At 41.0% G+C, this 18,077-nt stretch carries 17 protein-coding genes and 2 tRNA genes; 4 read left to right on the top strand and 15 right to left on the bottom strand.

Features of this window, described 5'->3' with window-relative positions; all coding sequences use genetic code 11:
* From ACEN4I_RS05140 to ACEN4I_RS05115, 6 genes are all read right to left on the bottom strand, one after another.
* Complete coding sequence (locus ACEN4I_RS05140) at nt 1-672, bottom strand: endonuclease III domain-containing protein (protein WP_407102291.1); 672 nt, start codon at nt 670-672, stop codon at nt 1-3.
* 15 nt (nt 673-687) lie between these two features.
* Nucleotides 688-1,542, bottom strand: a complete 855-nt coding sequence (locus ACEN4I_RS05135; RefSeq protein WP_407102292.1) for a DegV family protein — start codon at nt 1,540-1,542, stop codon at nt 688-690.
* A 350-nt stretch (nt 1,543-1,892) separates the two neighbouring features.
* Nucleotides 1,893-4,088: a heavy metal translocating P-type ATPase gene (locus ACEN4I_RS05130; RefSeq protein WP_407102293.1), complete on the bottom strand. Its 2,196-nt coding sequence runs from the start codon at nt 4,086-4,088 to the stop codon at nt 1,893-1,895.
* Between the two features lie 385 nt (nt 4,089-4,473).
* Entirely contained in the window at nt 4,474-4,698 is a 225-nt protein-coding gene (locus ACEN4I_RS05125) for a heavy-metal-associated domain-containing protein (RefSeq protein ID WP_407127652.1), read from the bottom strand.
* A gap of 57 nt (nt 4,699-4,755) precedes the next feature.
* The gene (locus ACEN4I_RS05120) at nt 4,756-7,215 is read right to left on the bottom strand and encodes a heavy metal translocating P-type ATPase (protein WP_407102295.1); all 2,460 of its coding nucleotides are present in this window, start codon (nt 7,213-7,215) and stop codon (nt 4,756-4,758) included.
* 12 nt (nt 7,216-7,227) lie between these two features.
* Nucleotides 7,228-7,674, bottom strand: a complete 447-nt coding sequence (locus tag ACEN4I_RS05115) for a CopY/TcrY family copper transport repressor (protein WP_407102296.1) — start codon at nt 7,672-7,674, stop codon at nt 7,228-7,230.
* Between the two features lie 151 nt (nt 7,675-7,825).
* Between ACEN4I_RS05115 and proC the strand changes: the two genes are divergently transcribed.
* Both proC and ACEN4I_RS05105 read left to right on the top strand, forming a co-directional pair.
* Nucleotides 7,826-8,656, top strand: a complete 831-nt coding sequence (gene proC, locus ACEN4I_RS05110) for a pyrroline-5-carboxylate reductase (RefSeq protein WP_407096652.1) — start codon at nt 7,826-7,828, stop codon at nt 8,654-8,656.
* Nucleotides 8,657-9,089: 433 nt separating this feature from the next.
* On the top strand, nt 9,090-9,434 hold the full coding sequence (locus tag ACEN4I_RS05105) for a hypothetical protein (RefSeq protein WP_407102299.1): 345 nt from the start codon (nt 9,090-9,092) through the stop codon (nt 9,432-9,434).
* Between the two features lie 601 nt (nt 9,435-10,035).
* Here ACEN4I_RS05105 and ACEN4I_RS05100 read toward each other — a convergent pair.
* Nucleotides 10,036-10,896: a pyridoxamine kinase gene (locus tag ACEN4I_RS05100; RefSeq protein ID WP_407102300.1), complete on the bottom strand. Its 861-nt coding sequence runs from the start codon at nt 10,894-10,896 to the stop codon at nt 10,036-10,038.
* 147 nt (nt 10,897-11,043) lie between these two features.
* Here ACEN4I_RS05100 and ACEN4I_RS05095 point away from each other — a divergent pair, with 147 nt between their 5' ends.
* Entirely contained in the window at nt 11,044-11,547 is a 504-nt protein-coding gene (locus ACEN4I_RS05095) for an ECF transporter S component (RefSeq protein WP_407096648.1), read from the top strand.
* 27 nt (nt 11,548-11,574) lie between these two features.
* On the opposite strand, the gene ACEN4I_RS05090 is transcribed toward ACEN4I_RS05095, so the two are convergent.
* From ACEN4I_RS05090 to tadA, 3 genes are read right to left on the bottom strand one after another with little or no spacing between them, the layout of a single operon-like run.
* Complete coding sequence (locus tag ACEN4I_RS05090; protein WP_407102301.1) at nt 11,575-11,859, bottom strand: barstar family protein; 285 nt, start codon at nt 11,857-11,859, stop codon at nt 11,575-11,577.
* A 10-nt stretch (nt 11,860-11,869) separates the two neighbouring features.
* Nucleotides 11,870-12,355, bottom strand: a complete 486-nt coding sequence (locus ACEN4I_RS05085) for a ribonuclease domain-containing protein (RefSeq protein WP_407096645.1) — start codon at nt 12,353-12,355, stop codon at nt 11,870-11,872.
* A 3-nt stretch (nt 12,356-12,358) separates the two neighbouring features.
* Nucleotides 12,359-12,877, bottom strand: coding sequence for a tRNA adenosine(34) deaminase TadA (gene tadA / locus ACEN4I_RS05080; RefSeq protein WP_407096644.1), 519 nt, complete (start codon nt 12,875-12,877; stop codon nt 12,359-12,361).
* Between the two features lie 147 nt (nt 12,878-13,024).
* On the opposite strand from tadA, the gene ACEN4I_RS05075 reads away from it, so the two are divergent.
* Entirely contained in the window at nt 13,025-13,888 is an 864-nt protein-coding gene (locus ACEN4I_RS05075) for a helix-turn-helix domain-containing protein (protein WP_407102302.1), read from the top strand.
* Between the two features lie 50 nt (nt 13,889-13,938).
* Here ACEN4I_RS05075 and ACEN4I_RS05070 read toward each other — a convergent pair whose 3' ends face one another.
* From ACEN4I_RS05070 to ACEN4I_RS05050, 5 genes are all read right to left on the bottom strand, one after another.
* Nucleotides 13,939-14,289 carry a hypothetical protein gene (locus ACEN4I_RS05070; protein ID WP_407096642.1) on the bottom strand — a complete coding sequence of 117 codons (351 nt, stop codon included), beginning with the start codon at nt 14,287-14,289 and terminating at the stop codon, nt 13,939-13,941.
* Nucleotides 14,290-14,409: 120 nt separating this feature from the next.
* Nucleotides 14,410-16,908: an ATP-dependent Clp protease ATP-binding subunit gene (locus tag ACEN4I_RS05065; RefSeq protein ID WP_407096641.1), complete on the bottom strand. Its 2,499-nt coding sequence runs from the start codon at nt 16,906-16,908 to the stop codon at nt 14,410-14,412.
* Nucleotides 16,909-16,929: 21 nt separating this feature from the next.
* Complete coding sequence (locus tag ACEN4I_RS05060) at nt 16,930-17,391, bottom strand: CtsR family transcriptional regulator (protein WP_407096738.1); 462 nt, start codon at nt 17,389-17,391, stop codon at nt 16,930-16,932.
* Nucleotides 17,392-17,870: 479 nt separating this feature from the next.
* A tRNA-Pro gene (locus ACEN4I_RS05055) sits at nt 17,871-17,944 on the bottom strand.
* 30 nt (nt 17,945-17,974) lie between these two features.
* Nucleotides 17,975-18,048 (bottom strand) — tRNA-Arg (locus ACEN4I_RS05050).
* Nucleotides 18,049-18,077: the final 29 nt, after the last annotated feature.

Below are 18,077 nucleotides of genomic sequence, written 5' to 3'. Positions count from 1 at the left end.
TCAACTCCCTGATGATGAATCTGGTTTAATCACTAACCTATACGCTTCCCAATGTGGATGCCCAACCACTTGTTTCCCCCGCAAATGAACTTTTCCATATTCATCGATCAACCCGTGAAACTTCTGCCACTCTTTCAGCGTGAACGTGCCGGTACTTTCTACATAGTTCTTCAATGTCAGGTAATCCGTACTGTGTTCACTGCCTAAATGGCGGAATAATTTGAGCGCATAAGTATCTGCTACAAAGACCGGTTCTTCAAATGCGTACAGCAACAACACGTCAGCTGTTTCATTCCCGATTCCCTTGAATTCCAACAGCCGTTCGCGCAAATTGTCAGGGTACTTGCGCTTGATTTTCTCTAAATCAAACGCATACTTCTTCAGCCAACTAAAATATTCCAGAATCAGCTGCGTTTTTCGCTTGTGAAAGCCGCTTGAATAAATGAGTGTTTTGAGTTCTTCAGTCGATAAGTCAGCGATCACTTCAGGATCAAACCCCGTCGCTTCTTTAAGCCGATTCAACGATAATGCTGTGTTATGCCAAGTCGTGTTTTGGACGAGAACAGCTCCTAACATCATCTCAAAAACCGTCTCAGCCGGCCACTTCGTCCCTGCCTCGACATACTGATCCAATAATTCATAAAGCTGCTTTAACTCCAGTTCTTTCTTCATAATACAACGTTCTCCTTATTGTTCTAAACCGGCAATACCAAACGCACCAGGACCGCCATGTGTCGAAATGACCGATCCAGCTTCAATCCACGTTACTTTTTCAAATCCGTTCTCTTTAGCAACTTCTTCCATTTGAGTTTTTATACTGTCGTCTAACCCAATTGAAAACACAAAGTAAAGCTGTTTTCTATCGATAGGGTATTTTTTCAAATAATCCTGCATCAATTCGACAGACACTCGACTCATTTTTCCACGATACTTTTTAGTGGAAACCAATTTGCCATCAACCAATTCAATCACGGGTTTAATTTTCAACAAAGAGGCACTGATATAGGCCGCATTAGATACGCGTCCACCTGCTTTTAAGAACTCCAGACTGCCCGGAACAAAGACCATTCTTGATTTAGGAACACTGGCTTCAATTTTCGCCAATAATTCTTCTAAAGCAATCTCCGGGTTCTCTTCCAACAACTCAGCCGCATGCAATACGACTACCGATAATCCTGCCGAAACATTTAACGCATCGATCAAATGGATATCGGTAAAATTTTCTGCCGCAATTTCTGCATTATGGAATGAAGAAGAAGCTTTTGACGTGTATCCGATGTGCACAATCGTATGCTCTGGATAATCGCGTTTAATCTTCGCAAAAAACTCTTCGTATTCGTTAGGATTCGTAGATGTTGTAGATGGAGTCATTTTAGTGCGGTTGTAGTAATCATAAATTTCAGATACCGGAAGCGAACCATCATCTTTGTAATCGACCCCATCCATCACGACATGCATCGGTACAATTTTGATAGTGTATTTTTCAGCTAAGTCCTTTGGTAAATCTGCGCCACTTTCTGTTGTAAAAATAATCTTTCGCATCATTTCTCCTCCTGGGTTCCCAATTAAAGCTATACCCCTTACATTTTCTTCTCCAGTATAGCATTTCATATGTTTAGAAGGAATTTTAAAAAAAAAATCAAAAGATTATTAACCAAAATACTTTTAATATTACTTTCTATCCTTATTCTTGTTCATTTATAAGAGATGGTCCTTGATAATCATACCTTTCCCTACTATTCTTACTACTGTGTGTATCCCTTTCACTCACGTTTGTTACTATTTTCCATAACTTTTGTGAGACAACCACCATACTATTCGAAAAAACTTATTTATACAAAAAAAGCCCGCTACTATTATTGTGTAGCGGACTTCTCCTCAAAAACTATTCCTTAATTCTTCAATCGTAAAAACATTGCATTAATCGCTACAATTACGGTAGACAATGACATCAAGATCGCTCCAACAGCCGGACTTAACGCGAAGCCTATTGGCGCAAGAATTCCAGCAGCTAGCGGAATAGCGATAAAATTATACCCCGCTCCCCAAAGAAGGTTTTGTTTCATTTTGCTCGTTGTTTTTTGAGCTAGTTCAATAAAAGATTCAATATCTCCTGGATCCGATTGTGTCAGAATGACATCTGCAGAATCCAAAGCCACTTGCGTTCCAGCTCCAATGGCCACGCCGACATCCGCTAACGCAAGAGAAGGTGCATCGTTTACCCCGTCTCCAACCATGATGACCGTCTTGCCTTGATTTTTCAGCGACTCCACTAGATTGTATTTGTCTTGCGGAGATTGATTAGCTTTGTAGTCGATCCCTAGTTCTTCTGCCACACCTTGAGCCGCTGTTTCATTGTCACCAGTGGCCATTAGTGGTTGAATACCGTTTTCTTTCAACACCTTGATGAGTTCTGAACTTGTCTTTTTCAGTTCATCTCCCAAAGCTACAGTCCCGATGGCTGTATCATTTTCTACCAAAATACTAAGCGTTGCACCTACAGGAATCTCTATATCTATGTCTTGACCGTAAGCTTTTTGACTGATCAATTGATAATTCTTCCCATTGGCAACACCTTCTACACCAGCGCCTGATACAACATCAATAGAATCGAATGGAATCGGTTGAATGTTTTCTTCGTTAGCAAATCCCGCAATCGATTGTGCGATGGGATGACTCGAGCCGCCTTCAATACCTGCCATTAACGCAGTGAGTTCATTTTTTGAATACTCTTCGCTTAATGCCTCTACCTTCAAAACTTTGAAATCTCCAGTTGTTAAAGTACCTGTTTTATCTAGTACCATTACATCAGCCTTTGTTGCTAATTCCAAAGCTTCACGATCTTTAACCAATAAACCACGACTCGCGCCTAAGCTGGTACTGCGAGCTACTACTAGAGGAATAGCTAAGCCTAATGCATGAGGACAGGCAATGACTAATGTCGTTACCGTAAAGAGAATAGCATTTTCTAAGTCCGCCACAAATAACCACACAATAAAAGCAATCACTGCGGCTGCTACAGCAATGTAAAACAACCATCCTGCTACTTTTTGAGCCAAATTTTCTGCTCTTGAAGGTTGGTCTTGCGCTTGTCCGATAAGCGTTTGAACTTGAGAGATAAAGGATTTATCTCCTGTTTCCTTTACTTCTACATACAAAACACTGTCGCCATTTGTGGAACCACCGATCACGGTATCTCCTTCCCCTTTTTCGACGGGTTTAGATTCCCCAGTCAGCAATGCTTCATTGACTCTGGTTGTACCGCTTTTGATGACTCCATCTGCAGGAATATTTTCAGCAGCTTGTACTCGTACAATGTCTCCTATTTTCAACTCAGACACCGAGCGCGTTTCTATTGAATCATTCTCCAGCACTACATGAGCATCTTTAGGCAACAACTCAGCCAGCGATTTCTGCGCATCTCCTGCTTCTCCTACTGCTTTCATTTCGATCCAATGACCCAACAACATAATTAAAATCAATGAAGCAAATTCAAAGAAGAAGTCCATCACATGTGTTCCGGTTACATAACGTGCCGCCACAGCATAAATACTGTACACGTAAGAGACACTTATTCCTAACGTTACTAGCGCCATCATTCCCGGAGCTCGTTGTTTAAATTCATCTACAGCCCCTTGATAAAAGGGTTTCCCTCCGTAAACGAACAAAACTGTCGCCAACACGGCTACCAAGATATCCGAGTAAGGAAATGTAAATTGCACCGGAAGCGTAATTCCCATCAGTGGAGATAAAATCATAACGACAAGTCCTATAGGTAGAGACTTCAAAAAGATTTCTTTGAAGTTTCCATGATGGTGATGGTGTCCGCCATGACCACCATGATCCATGTGGTCATGATGATCGTGTCCGCTGTGACTGTCGTGATCCATATTTTCATGATCATGATGTCCATGTTTCGTAGCAGGATTGTGGTCATCGTGTATTCCTTCTTCTAGTTGCTCTTCATGGTAAGCATGACCGACGTGCTCTTTATGTTCATTATGATGGTGTCCGCTGTGATTCATGTGTTCATGATTTTCGTGATGATGGTCGTGGTGTTGATGTTCATCGTGTTTATTTTTATCCATTCCAATCACTCCTTAATGTAATTCAAATAAGTGTTTTTGTTGGTTCTACAACATTTTGCATTGTTAAGTAAAACCTACATTTCTTTTTAATCCAAAACCTTTTAGAAACTCATTCCTAGAAATTTCTGGAGGCCTATGGGGTTGCTTATAGCCATGAAAAAGGATGCAATGTGAATTAATCCCGAGTTAAAGCTTCAGCTTTTACTCGGGGTTTGACGTTTGCAAGTCTTGAGACACGGTCTTCGGCTCAAGACGGTCCCATGGCTTCCTATAAGCAAACCCCATAGGCCGGAAGAAATTTCTTTACCAACACTAGCAATAAAGATTCCATTAAACAAAAAACGCCTATCTAGTGCTAAGCAACAGGTAAGCGTTCTATTTTCAATTAAGCGTCTAATTCTTTGATCCCTACAACTGAATAGTTTGTGTCAGCTAAAGATTCGCGTAGTTCGTCTTCATTTACTGCACCATCACTTTGAATCAGAGCACTTTTAGCTTCCAAGTTGATTACTACCTCATTTACTCCCTCAACGTCTAAAAAGTTTTGTTTGACTGCATTTGCGCAACCTTCACATTTCATGCCTTCAATCGTAATTTCTTTTCTCATCATTCATTCCCCTTTTCAAATTGTATTTGATACTAGTGTAATCTTTCTTACCACAAACTGCTATTGATTTGCAGAGGGCTTGAAGCGTTTCAAGCGCAATGCGTTCAACAATACCGATACAGAACTAAAACTCATTGCAGCTCCGGCGATCATTGGATTCAACAATGGTCCGCCGAATAAATACAAGACACCCATTGCAACTGGAATGCCCAGCGTATTGTAAGCAAATGCCCAGAAAAGATTTTCTTTGATATTCTTGATGGTGGCTTTACTTAATTCAATCGCTGTCGGCACATCCATCAAATCGCTGCGCATTAAGACAATGTCCGCTGATTCCATAGCCACGTCTGTTCCTGAACCAATCGCGATTCCAACATCCGCTTGGGCCAAAGCTGGAGCATCGTTGATACCGTCTCCTACCATCGCTACTTTTTTGCCTTCTTCTTGCAATAACTTTACTTGAGCCGCTTTGTCTTCCGGCAATACTTCACTCAACACACGGTCCACGCCGACTTGTTTGGCAATGGCTTCAGCTGTCCGTTTGTTGTCGCCCGTCATCATGACCACTTCGATGCCCATGCGGCGTAATTTGGCAATCGCTTGGGAACTGGTGCCTTTCACCGTGTCCGCAACAGCAATGATTCCCATCAAGTCATCGTTTTTCGCCACATACATTGGTGTTTTTCCTTCACTGGCTAATGCGTCTGATTGACCAGCCAATTCTGCCAACGAAATCTGCTGGTTGTCCATCATTTTTTTATTCCCCAGAGAATACACGTCACCATCGATCTGCACCACGATTCCGTGTCCAGGTATAGCGTTGAACGAGGTCGTTTTGTGCAAATGAACCCCTTTTTCTTCAGCTGCTCGAACAATAGCTGCACCTAGAGGATGTTCCGAGCCTTTTTCAGCCGATGCAGAAACGCTCAACAACTCTTCTGTTGAGATGCCATCTACGGCTAAAATATCCGTGACTTTAGGCTTTCCTTCTGTAATCGTTCCGGTTTTATCCAATACGACCGTTTGCACTTTATGAGTCGTTTCCAAAGCTCCACCACTCTTGATCAACACGCCATGTTCCGCGCCTTTACCCGTACCGACCATGATCGCAGTTGGTGTAGCTAATCCTAAAGCACATGGACAAGCAATAACCAATACCGAAATCGCAATACTCAAAGCAAAGACTCCTGACTCTCCAGCTAAGAACCAAGCGAATCCAGCTGCTACAGCCAATACCATTACAATCGGTACAAAATAACCCGATATAATATCCGCCAGTTTAGCGATCGGTGCTTTGGAACCTTGAGCGTCTTCCACTAATTTAATCACTTGAGCCAACGCGGTATCTTTTCCAACTTTAGTCGCTTTATATTGGATTGCACCATTTTTATTGATACTGGCTCCAATTACTTGATCTCCTATAACTTTTTCCACAGGCATACTTTCCCCAGTCAGCATCGCTTCATCCACAGAAGTCACGCCTTCTATAATCATGCCATCCACAGGAATTTTTTCTCCAGGTCGAACTACAATGATGTCATTGACTTGAACTTCATCAATCGACAATTCCATTTCTTTGTCGTTGCGGATTACTTTGGCCGTCTTTGGCGCTAAGCCCATCAATTTCTTAATCGCTTCAGACGTTTTTCCCTTCGAGCGGGCTTCAAAGTATTTGCCCAATGTAATCAACGTTAAAATAACCGCAGCTGATTCATAATACAAATCCATCGCCAATGCTGCATTCCCTTGCCAAATGGAAACCGTCGCTGCCAAACTGTACACAAACGCAGCACTGGTTCCTAAAGCAACAAGCGAGTCCATATTGGGGTGTCGGTTGAACAACGCTTTAAACCCAACCGTAAAAAATTTCTTCCCTAACACCATCACCGGAAGCGTCAACAGCAATTGCACCAGCGCAAAGATTCCCGGGTTGTGCATCGGATTCAACCATTCTGGTAAAGGAGCGCCCATCATATGCCCCATCGAAACGTACAACAACGGCACAGTGAACACCGCTGACAACCAAAAACGACGCCACATTTCTTTCATGTGTGCTTCTTTTTTCTCGCGGTCTTCATCTACAGCGTCCGCAGAATTGACTTCTTCATGAGCGCTATAACCCGATTTCGCAACAGCAGCCGTGATATCATTCACTGAAAGGACACTCGGGTCAAATTGAACCGTCATTTTTTCAGTAGCCAAATTAACATTTGAAAAAACTACGCCAGTTAATTTGCTGGTCGCTTTCTCCACAGTCTGTGCACAAGTGGCACAACTCATGCCTTCGATGACAAAATTCTTTCGCACACCGTCTTCAACCGCTTTGTAACCTGATTTCTCAACAGCTGATTGGATATCTGCGATAGTTGTTTTAGATTCATCAAATTGAATATTCATTTTTTCGGTCACTAAGTTGACGTTGGCTTCTTGCACCCCAGATAACTTAGAGGCCGCTTTTTCAACGGTTTGCACACAACTTGCGCAACTCATACCTTCTATTTTGAATGTTTTTTGAGCCATGTTGCTCCTCCTTTATCCATGAAAGTGTTGACACGTGCATTGCCCTGGAACACAGTCACACGCTACAACATCCACCGCTTCCGATTTTTTTTTCTTCAACAATTCTTCCAACATCGCCATATCATCGTGACTTAAAGCAGCTTCTTCCAACAGATGTGCAATCGCTTCTCCCGCTTTCCGATTGCAAATATGCGCTAAAATATCGCTAGTAGCTTCTTTGATTTCCACTTCTTCACTAATCGCCGCAGAATAAATAAATCGATTTCCCATGGCTTCCGTGGTTAAGGCGCCTTTTTTAACCAATCGGCCGATCAATGTTTTCGTGGTCGCCGGCTTCCAAGCCATCTTGTCTTGTAGGACCGCATTGATTTCTTTACTAGTCGCTTGTTTTAACGTCCACACAACACGCATGATTTCCCACTCTGCATCACTGATAGTTATTTTTTCCATTGCTTGCATGGCTCTCTTCCTTTCAACATTTTTTATTTTCGTTTACACTTGTAATCCGTCTACAATTCATAGTTTACATTTGTAATCGATATAAGTCAACCTCTTTTGCTCAATATTTTAAAAAAAGGTCTGCTGTGGTAAAATACAAACAGGTTTACAGATGCAATTTGAGAGGAGGTTTCACATGAAAGTAGGCTTTATCGGTGCTGGCAACATGACCAGTGCTATCGTAAAAGGAATGATCAAAGCACAACACCTTCCTAAAGAAAATATTTATATCTCCAATAGAAGTCCAGAAAAATTAGAGCAATTGACCAAGGAAACAGGAACTGTTGCGTGTTCCTCTAATGAAGAATTGGTGTCCAAAGTAGATGTGGTCATCTTGGCTATCAAGCCCAACTTGTTTTCAACCGTGCTACCTGAATTAAGTACCCATTTGCTTAAATACAATCCGGTAGTGGTATCCATCGCAGCTGGCGTTAGTTTAGCTCAAATGCGAGACTGGATCGGAAGCGACTCAGCCATGCGCCTCATTCGCGTGATGCCTAACTTGAATTCACAAATCGGCGAAGGAATGGCAGCTGTTTGCGGAAATGAACAGTCTACACAAGATGATGTTGAATTTGTCATCAGTATTTTCCAATCCATTGGGGAAGCGATCGTTATGAAGGAAGCTGACTTTGGTGTCTTTTCAGCCATCGCCGGCTGCTCACCAGCGTTTACGTTCTTATTTATAGATTCGCTGGCACGCGCTGCTGTCAAATACGGCATTCCAAAAGAAATGGCGACCAAAATCGCCGCTCAAGCTGTTTTAGGAAGTGGGAAAATGGTCCTAGAAAGTGGCGAAACGCCGTGGAATTTGATCGATCAAGTTTCTTCTCCAGGCGGAACGACCATTGAAGGCGTACTGGCTTTAGAAGAAAATGGCTTTATGACATCGGTTGTGAAAGCTGTGGATGCAGTTGTGGAAAAAGACACCAACATGAACTAACACATAAAGAAGTTGTCCCAATACTCGAGTATCGGGACAACTTCTTTTTATATTTTTTAACGAGCAAATAAGCAACCTAAATATAGAGTGCTTCCGGGTTGAGCTTGAATTTGGACCCCTCAGAATAATATTAGTGCTATTCGAGAATTTTCTCTGGCTCAAATGGACGCTATTCGCCTTGTTAGCGACTTTTGGCTACTTTTTCTCACCCAAATGGACGCTATTCGCCTTGTTAGCAACATTTGACTACTTTTTCTCACCCAAATGGACGCTATTTGCCATGTTAGCGCCATTTGACTACTTTTTCTCACCCAAATGGACGCTATTCGCCTTGTTAGCGACATTTGGCTACTTTTTCTCACCCTAATGGACGCTATTCGCTTTGTTAGCGTCATTTGACTACTTTTTCTCACCCAAATAGACGCTATTCGCCTTGTTAGCGACATTTGGCTACTTTTTCTCACCCAAATGGACGCTATTCGCTTTGTTAGCGCCATTTGACTACTTTTTCTCACCCAAATGGACGCTATTTGCCATGTTAGCGCCATTTGGCTACTTTTTCTCACCCAAATGGACGCTATTCGCCTTGTTAGCAACATTTGACTACTTTTTCTCACCCAAATGGACGCTATTCGCTTTGTTAGCGCCATTTGACTACTTTTTCTCACCCAAATGGACGCTATTCGCCTTGTTAGCGACATTTGGCTACTTTTTCTCACCCAAATGGACGCTATTCGCCTTGTTAGCAACATTTGACTACTTTTTCTCACCCAAATAGATGCTATTCGCCTTGTTAGCGTCATTTGACTACTTTTTCTCACCCAAATAGACGCTATTCGCCTTGTTAGCGTCATTTGACTACTTTTTCTCATCCAAATGGACGCTATTCGCCTTGTTAGCGTCATTTGACTACTTTTTCTCATCCAAATGGACGCTATTCGCTTTGTTAGCGTCATTTGACTACTTTTTCTCACCCAAAGGGTCGCTATTCGCTTTGTTAGCGTCATTTGACTACTTTTTCTCATCCAAATAGACGCTATTCGCTTTGTTAGCGACCTTTGGCTTCTTTTTCTAACTCAAATGGACGCTATTCGTCTTCTTAGCGCCCTTTGGCTACTTTTTTTAACCCAAATGAACGAATAAAAAAAATGTCCACATCGTTTACCCACTATTGTGAGGAAGTCGATGACTGAGCTCTCTTTCGATGTGATTTGTCTACATTATTGAATCTGTGAACAATTATTTCTGACTTCTCTTTAAGTTGTCCACATTTTCTTTAGAAATGTGGACAACTTAAAGACATTCTCTATTTGTTCGTTCTTTTAATACACCCTGAACACGCAAAAAAGATTCAGAAGTTTGTCTGAATCCTTTACTTTTTATTCATTTCTAAGCTGTGCTGCTTTTTCTATCAAATAAAGCAAATCGGTTTCGAATTGCACACCATATTTAGGATCTGATTTGCTGGCAACAGTTCGTTGAATCACTTTTTCTACATAAGCGACGGCTGTTTCAGTTGCTGCCTCCAAGGTTGCTTTTTGAAACAATAATCCTGCAACCACGCTGCTGAACAGGTCTCCCGTGCCATCAAAATGTCCAGGGTAAATCCGAGAAAAAGCCGTCTTTACTTGCTCATCGTGTACACTACCTGATGCTGCACCGATTTCCTGTTCACTTGGCATCACACCTGTCAGAACGACTTGCTGCCGATTCCATTCCAGCATCTTTTGTATCACTAATTCGATCTCTTGTTTCGTATGAGGCCCCTTATGATATGGCGTCTGCGTTAAATAAGCCGCTTCGGTCATATTGGGGATAACTACTGTGGATAACTGACACAATTCCCGCATTTGCTGAACATATTCTTCATCAAAACCAGGATACAATTTTCCATGATCGCCCATTACCGGATCCAGCACGATAATTGCATTATCCGTTGCAAATTCACGAATCACTCGTTTCACAATGTTCATTTGAGCATGCGATCCTAGATAACCGATCAATACCCCATCAAATGACACCCCCAGCTGTCTCCAGTGATCAAGGATGCGCTCCATTTCGCTGGTCAAATCTAAAAAAGTATAGTCTTCAAATCCCGAGCCCGTGTGAGTCGATAACAGAGCTGTCGGAAGGATACTCGTACTGTTATTCAGAATGCTTAAAATCGGTAAAGCTACATTCATCGAAATTTGACAGCTTGCAGAAATATCTTGTATCACTAACACTTTTGGCTGATTCATTTATTTCACCACTATTCCCTTGCATTCTCTCCTTATTATAACAGTTTTGTTCCTGATTTCAGCTCTCTCTTTCAAATTTTCTGAAAACTGCATTTCGTCTGCTCATCAAAAAAGGTATAATGGATTTACATTAAGGGGGAACGGAAATTGAAACATAAAACACTCACTACACAAAATGTAGTTCTTTATGCTTTATTTATTGCCATGACAGTTGTCATGACGTTGATTATTCGGATACCAATTCCTTTTGCACAAGGCTATGTCAATATTGGGGATTCTATTTTGCTACTGTCTGGGATGCTGTTTGGACCAGCCGGCGGATTTTGGATCGGTGGAATAGGAAGTGCATTGGCAGACTTATTTACGGGTTATTCATTTTATGCGCCGATTACATTCCTTGTCAAAGGAATCGAAGGCTTGTTGTGCGGTTGGATTTTCCTGAAAATGAATGCTTCAAAACCGATTGTGTCGGCGCTTATCGCCGGTATCTGGATGGCGGTCGGTTATGTCATCGGGGATTGGATCTTATTTGGACTGGCTGCTGGGATAGCCGCTTTTCCTATGAATCTGATGCAAGGAATTGTAGGCGCCATACTTGCCGTTCTATTGCACAAATTTATTGGACCGATTTTTATCAAACGAATCAATTAAAAAAATACCAGCGAGCAGTCTCGAAAACTACTCGCTGGTATTTTTTATGTGGATCTCTAAATATTCATTTTCTGCTGCTGCGTCCCTAAAGACTCTCAACAAATTTTCTCCGTATTTTCCTAGATACTTCTCAATCGCTTCTGCATCAATGATCTCAATCGTTTGTGGAGTAAAATCAGTGGTCAGACAATCTTTCAGAGCATCCAGATTCTGCCCATAATAATCCGGTAAGTTCAACTGCATCGTTAAATATTGATGCAATCTTTTTTTACTGGTCATTTCTTGGCCATCCAGAATAATTCGCTTATCCATCATCAACCTCCTAGTAAAGCTGTTCAAACGTTTCGTAGTGATCGCCCGTGTAGAAAATCAAGCCATCATTGGAAAAGACGATCCGCTCAGCTCCACGGAAACCCCCGTCATAATTGATATCCGCTTCATAATACACGCGGCCTTTTGCTTCAGGCAGCAACTCTTCATAATTGCCGAAGCGATCACCGCCGATCGACATCTGATCAGTGACTTCCCATAAATTACCTTCTGAGTTATCCCAGCCTAAAGCTTCTGCTTCTTTTTTCGTCAAATAATTGGGTGGAAGCTCTCCAAATTCATTCAGGTATGCGGCCACATCTTTTTTCGTCGAATAGGCTTGTCCTTCAACCACCGAACTATCCACTGTTTGTGATTCCATTTGCGACTCTTGAGAATCTGAATCAAACAGCGCATCAAATACGTCCATCTGCTGACCTCCAAGCAAAAGTACCAGCACACCGACAATCGTTACGATCCAATTTTTCTTTTGTTTCATCTTCTACTCCTCATTTTCTTGTTCCATTTCTTTGCGAGCTAGTTTAGCAGCTTTTTTACGCACACGCAAGCTTCTAAAAAAATCCGTCAATAATGCGGCACACTCGTCTTCTAAAAGTCCTTTTTCAATCGTTACTTGATGGTTGAACCGCTCATCTCCAAGCAAATTCATTAAAGTACCGGCTGTCCCGCCTTTAGGATCCGGAGCTCCATAGTAAAGCTCGTTGACACGCGACAAGATCATTGCTCCACTGCACATCGGACAAGGTTCCAACGTTACAAACAACTGCGTATCCTCCAAGCGCCAATTCCCCAAGCACTGATTGGCTTCCCGAATGGCAATCATTTCTGCATGAGTCGTCGCATCATGGGTCATTTCCCGCAAATTGTGACCGCGCCCAATAATCTCCCCGTTCAATACCACTACAGCCCCGATCGGCACTTCTAATTTAGCTCCAGCTTTTTTAGCCTCTTCAATAGCTTCGCGCATAAAGTATTCTTTTTCCCTACTGGTCAATTCCATATTGTGCTCCTTTTGCTCATCATTTCCTTCCCCTATGATAGCATATTCTCTCTCAAACCCTACAAAAAAATCCAAAGAGTGCTAAAATAGAGAAGAATGCTCAACTTGTTCAGCTTGACGATTTCAATGCAGAAATGAGGAACTGAAGTGAACTTTAAAGAACTAAAAAACTTGTATCCAGAAGCTGTTTTAACCGAATACAACACCTCTGGGAAGCAGTACATAGCTTTTCCTTATCAAGATCAATGGATTCAATTTGAACGTTACCAAAAAAGCGATACTGAATTGGCCTTGATTCAATATGCGCTCAACCAAAAGCCTATTCCCTTTAAAACGAAAAAAATGTCCAAATGGCATACTTTTTTAGTTAATGGGTCCTTTGCTTTGCCTAAAGAAGAAGGCTTCTATCGCATTATCCAATTTGAGATCATTAAGAAGGATGCTGCTTTTGAACGCGGACTTTGGCTAAAAGCCTTCAAAAGTTTATTTTCAGGCATAGAGGATACTTTTTTCCTAACAGAAAATAAAGGTATTCTCATCCAAGGAAAACAGCCTGATTTATTGAGCAGCGAAGAAATGGCCGGCATTATTCGCACCTTAGACGATGATTTTTCAATTAAGACTGTGTATTATATGGGGCAATTTTGGCCAATAACTGCTGCTTTGCCCAATATATTTAAAGAAGAACAGCATATTTTTGAAGCTCAAAAAAATCAAAAGACCCAAGTTTTTGATTTGCCCTCAGTTGCTTTACATTATTATACGGCGGAAGCTATTTCACAAAGCCCATTGATGCAGCAAATGAAAACTCAGTATGTAATGGATAACGAACTGAAGGAATTGATCTTAGCAATGTGGAAAAGCCAAGGCAACATATCTGTAGCCGCAAAATCCCTTTATATCCACCGCAACACACTGCAATACCGAATCGATCGTTTTCATGAAACAAGCGGTCTATCGTTGCGTGATATGGATGACTTGCTGTTGTGTTATTTATTGACGCTGGACTAAAAAAACCTTCTTGTAAAAGGCAATCTTTTACGAGAAGGTTTTTATGCGTTTTATTTTTTTACTTTATCTACAAAGGTATCTTTTTTATCCGATAACAGATCGGTAAATTCTGTTGTCGCTTCTTTCAATTGATGTGTATAATCGCTGACACTTCCGCGTAAATGACTAACTTTATCCACAACGTTGAGTAAGTTGATCACTTCCTCATCAGATAAGTTTTCCACAACTTTCATAGCTTTTTCATTGCCATGCAGTTTATCTTTCACAAAGTATTTCGCTCTTTTGCGGTTAATCATGCTTTCAGCTTTTTCCATTGCTTTGTCTGAAGTCACCATGTATGCTGCTCCAATAGCTACAGCAGCTCCAACACCTAATAAAATATTTCTTGTTGTGTTTTTCATAGAAATTCACTTCCCTCTTCGTATTTTTCTCTATTTCATCATATCAGAAATAAATTTCAATCACGAATAAAAACGCCTACCAGAATTTAAAATTCTGATAGACGTTTCTTGTTGGTTAGCTTAATTGACAGAAGCTGTTTCCTTTTCCGCCTTAGCATCTTTTTCTAACTTTTTAGGTTCCCGAACCGTAAAACGGATTGTTCCTTTTTGAGCACCAATGGTGATGTTATCCCCAATTTTCACTCTTCCGCTCAACAACTCTTCACTTAAAAGATCTTCAATTTTCTTTTGAATAGCTCTGCGTAATGGACGTGCACCATATTCAGGATCGAATCCCTCTTTAGAAATCACATCGATGGCAGCTGGTGTGATTTTTGCATGGATGTCCATATCAGCTAATCGTTTGACGATTGTTTGCGACATCAATTTAACGATCTCATTCAATTCAGTTTTCTCTAATGAATGGAAGACGATTGTTTCATCTAAACGGTTGATGAACTCAGGACGAAAAGCATTTTTCAACTCTTCTTTAATGCGTTTTTCCATCATGTTGTGATCATGTTTCGTATCTTTTACAGTAAAACCAACTGATTTTTCATCTCGTAAAGCCGTTGCTCCTAGATTGGAAGTCATGATCATGATTGTGTTTTTGAAGTCTACTTTACGACCTTTTCCATCTGTCAAATGACCATCGTCCAATACTTGCAATAGAATATTAAAGACATCCGGATGAGCTTTCTCTACTTCATCCAGCAAGATAACAGAATAAGGTTTTTGACGGACTTTTTCTGTCAATTGCCCACCTTCATCATATCCTACATAACCTGGAGGAGAACCGACTAATCGACTGGTACTGAATTTTTCCATGTATTCAGACATATCCACACGAATCAACGCTTCTTCATTTCCAAACATCGCTTCACTCAAAGCTTTAGCCAATTCCGTTTTCCCAACTCCAGTAGGTCCTAAGAACATGAATGAACCGATTGGACGATTCGGATCTTTCAAACCACTTCTTGCACGGCGAATCGCTTTTGAGACCGCTACAACGGCTTCATTTTGACCAATGACTCGTTTATGCAGCACATCTTCCATCTTCAATAAACGATCCGATTCTTTTTGTTCCATTTGTTGCACAGGAATACTTGTCCACAATGCCACAACTTCAGCAATATCGTGTTCAGTAACTTCTAGTTCATTTGGCGTTTCTTTCTTCTCTTGTTTTCTCAATAATGTTTCAATTTTTTTACGCTGTTTCATTTCCTGCGTTCGAATAAGACCCGCTTTTTCGAAATCTTGATTTTGAATCGCTGCTTCTTTGTCTTCAATCAATGTTTCCAACTCTTCCATCGCTGCTGCAACTGGCGTTGGTTTTCCAGTAACATCGATACGTACTTTAGAAGCTGCTTCATCTATCAGGTCAATCGCTTTATCCGGCAATTGTCTAGATGTGATATAACGATTAGATAATTTGACCGCTGCATGAATTGCTTCATCCGTAATTTTTACTCCATGATGATCTTCATAACGTGAACGCAGACCATATAAGATTTCTTCTGTTTCATCTTCATTTGGCGGATCAATGTGGATTGGTGCAAAACGTCTCTCCAAAGCCGCATCTTTTTCGATGTGTTTTTGGTATTCGTCTAATGTTGTTGCCCCGATCGTTTGCAATTCTCCACGCGCAAGTGCTGGTTTCAGAATATTCGAAGCGTCAATAGCCCCTTCTGCTCCGCCTGCTCCAATTAACGTATGCAATTCATCAATAAAGAGAATCACTTCTCCATCTTGATAGATTTCTTCAATAATTTTCTTCATGCGCTCTTCAAATTCACCACGGTATTTCGTTCCCGCAACCAATGATCCCATATCCAGCATCATCAAGCGTTTATTTGTAAGAGTAGAAGGTACTTCTCCATCTATGATCCGCTGTGCCAAGCCTTCAGCAATGGCTGTTTTACCTACCCCGGGTTCTCCAACCAATACCGGATTATTTTTAGTTCGACGGCTTAAGATCTGTACGATTCGTTGAACTTCTTTTTGACGGCCTACAACAGGATCCATTTTGCCTTCTTTAGCTTGAGCGGTTAAATCTCTAGCTAATGAATCCAGTGTGGGCGTTCCCGCAGTGGGCTGCTTTGTTGCAGGTCTTTGACGTTTGCTGTTCTTCACTTGGCCTTGTCCGACTTTTTTCAAGACTACTTGACGCGCCTTATTCAAGCTCACATCTAAATTAGCTAAAATTTTAGAAGATAAAATATCTTCTTCACGCAATAAGCCAAGCAGCAAATGCTCTGTCCCGACTAATTTTGCCCCCATGCGTCTAGATTCATCAGTCGCATACGTAATAGCTTGTTTTGCTCGAGGAGAATGAGGTAAAACAGCTTGTTTTGAAATGTATTTCATTGTTCCATATCCCGTAAAATGTTCAATTTCCTCACGAATATCTTGCTCGGTGATTGAAAACTGACGGAGTGTTTTACCTGCAATACCTTCTTGCTCTTTGACAATCCCCAGTAAGATATGCTCAGTACCTACAGAATGATGGCGAAATGCTTTTGCCTCTTCTTGAGCGATCTCTAACACGGCTTGTGCTTTTTCAGTAAATAATTCGTTCATTTTCTCGCCTCCACATTATCATTATTCGTATCTCAAATTGTTCAGGCAAGAATTTAATATACGTGCCCTTACTTCTTTAGCCACTTTAGTTTCCAGTCCCAATACTGTTTTTTCCATTGCAGCCATCAAAATGACGGCTTCTCTTTTACTCAAGAAATCATCGTCATATAACTTTTGTACAATTGCATAAGCATCATTTTGCGAAATACTATTGCCCACTATTTCTATTATTGTATCTAACATCTCAGATTCGTCCAACAATTTAACTTTGATAATCCGAATGTAACCACCACCGCCGCGCTTACTTTCCACTAAATAACCTTTTTGCACAGTGAAACGCGTGTTGATCACATAATTGATTTGAGAAGGAACACAATTAAATAAATCAGCCATTTCGCTACGTCTGATTTCAACTTGATCTGAGTGTCCTAACACCTTTTTCAAATAAGCTTCAATAATATCTGACATATTTTTATTTTCCATGTGCTGTTTGTTATTAAAAACCATTGATGATTGGTGTCTAAGTATCATACACTTTTTCGCTACTCATGCCAACATCAACTTTTTAATAACCCTCCTTTTCTTTCAGCCTTCATATAAGGCCACTTTCCTAACAAAGGGTCTATACTCCTTTGACTAATCCTGACTATTATTATACTGGAAAAAACTCCATTTGAACAGTCCCTCTTCTTAATAGAACCAACGTTTGTCTAACTTCTCTATAAACAGTCCTAAAAGCAACTACTAGAGTTCCATAAATAAAGATCATGAGAAGTAGAATACTTGAATCATTCTGATGCTAGTACCAATCCGGAAGGTATACCGCACAGAATCCAGCAACTTATCTTCCCGTTCTATTATATAGAAGAAACATGCACTGATTATATCATCCAAGCCATCCATAATACAAAAAAAGCGAGACAGCTAGTTGCTGATCTCACTTTTGGATACTCTATTTTTTATCGGGAATACAGGATTCGAACCTGCGACCCCTTGGTCCCAAACCAAGTGCTCTACCAAGCTGAGCTAATTCCCGTATACATTAGTAAAAACTCTTTAAAAGAGATGCACCCAGCAAGAGTCGAACTTGCAACCGCTTGATTCGTAGTCAAGTACTCTATCCAATTGAGCTATGGGTGCTAATAATGGTGCCGAGGGCCGGAATCGAA

The sequence above is a fragment of the Desemzia sp. FAM 23990 genome, from assembly GCF_045528485.1.
GTDB lineage: Bacteria > Bacillota > Bacilli > Lactobacillales > Carnobacteriaceae > Desemzia.
Note: the sequence above shows the minus strand (reverse complement) of the source record. Positions and strands in the feature narration are given on the sequence as shown.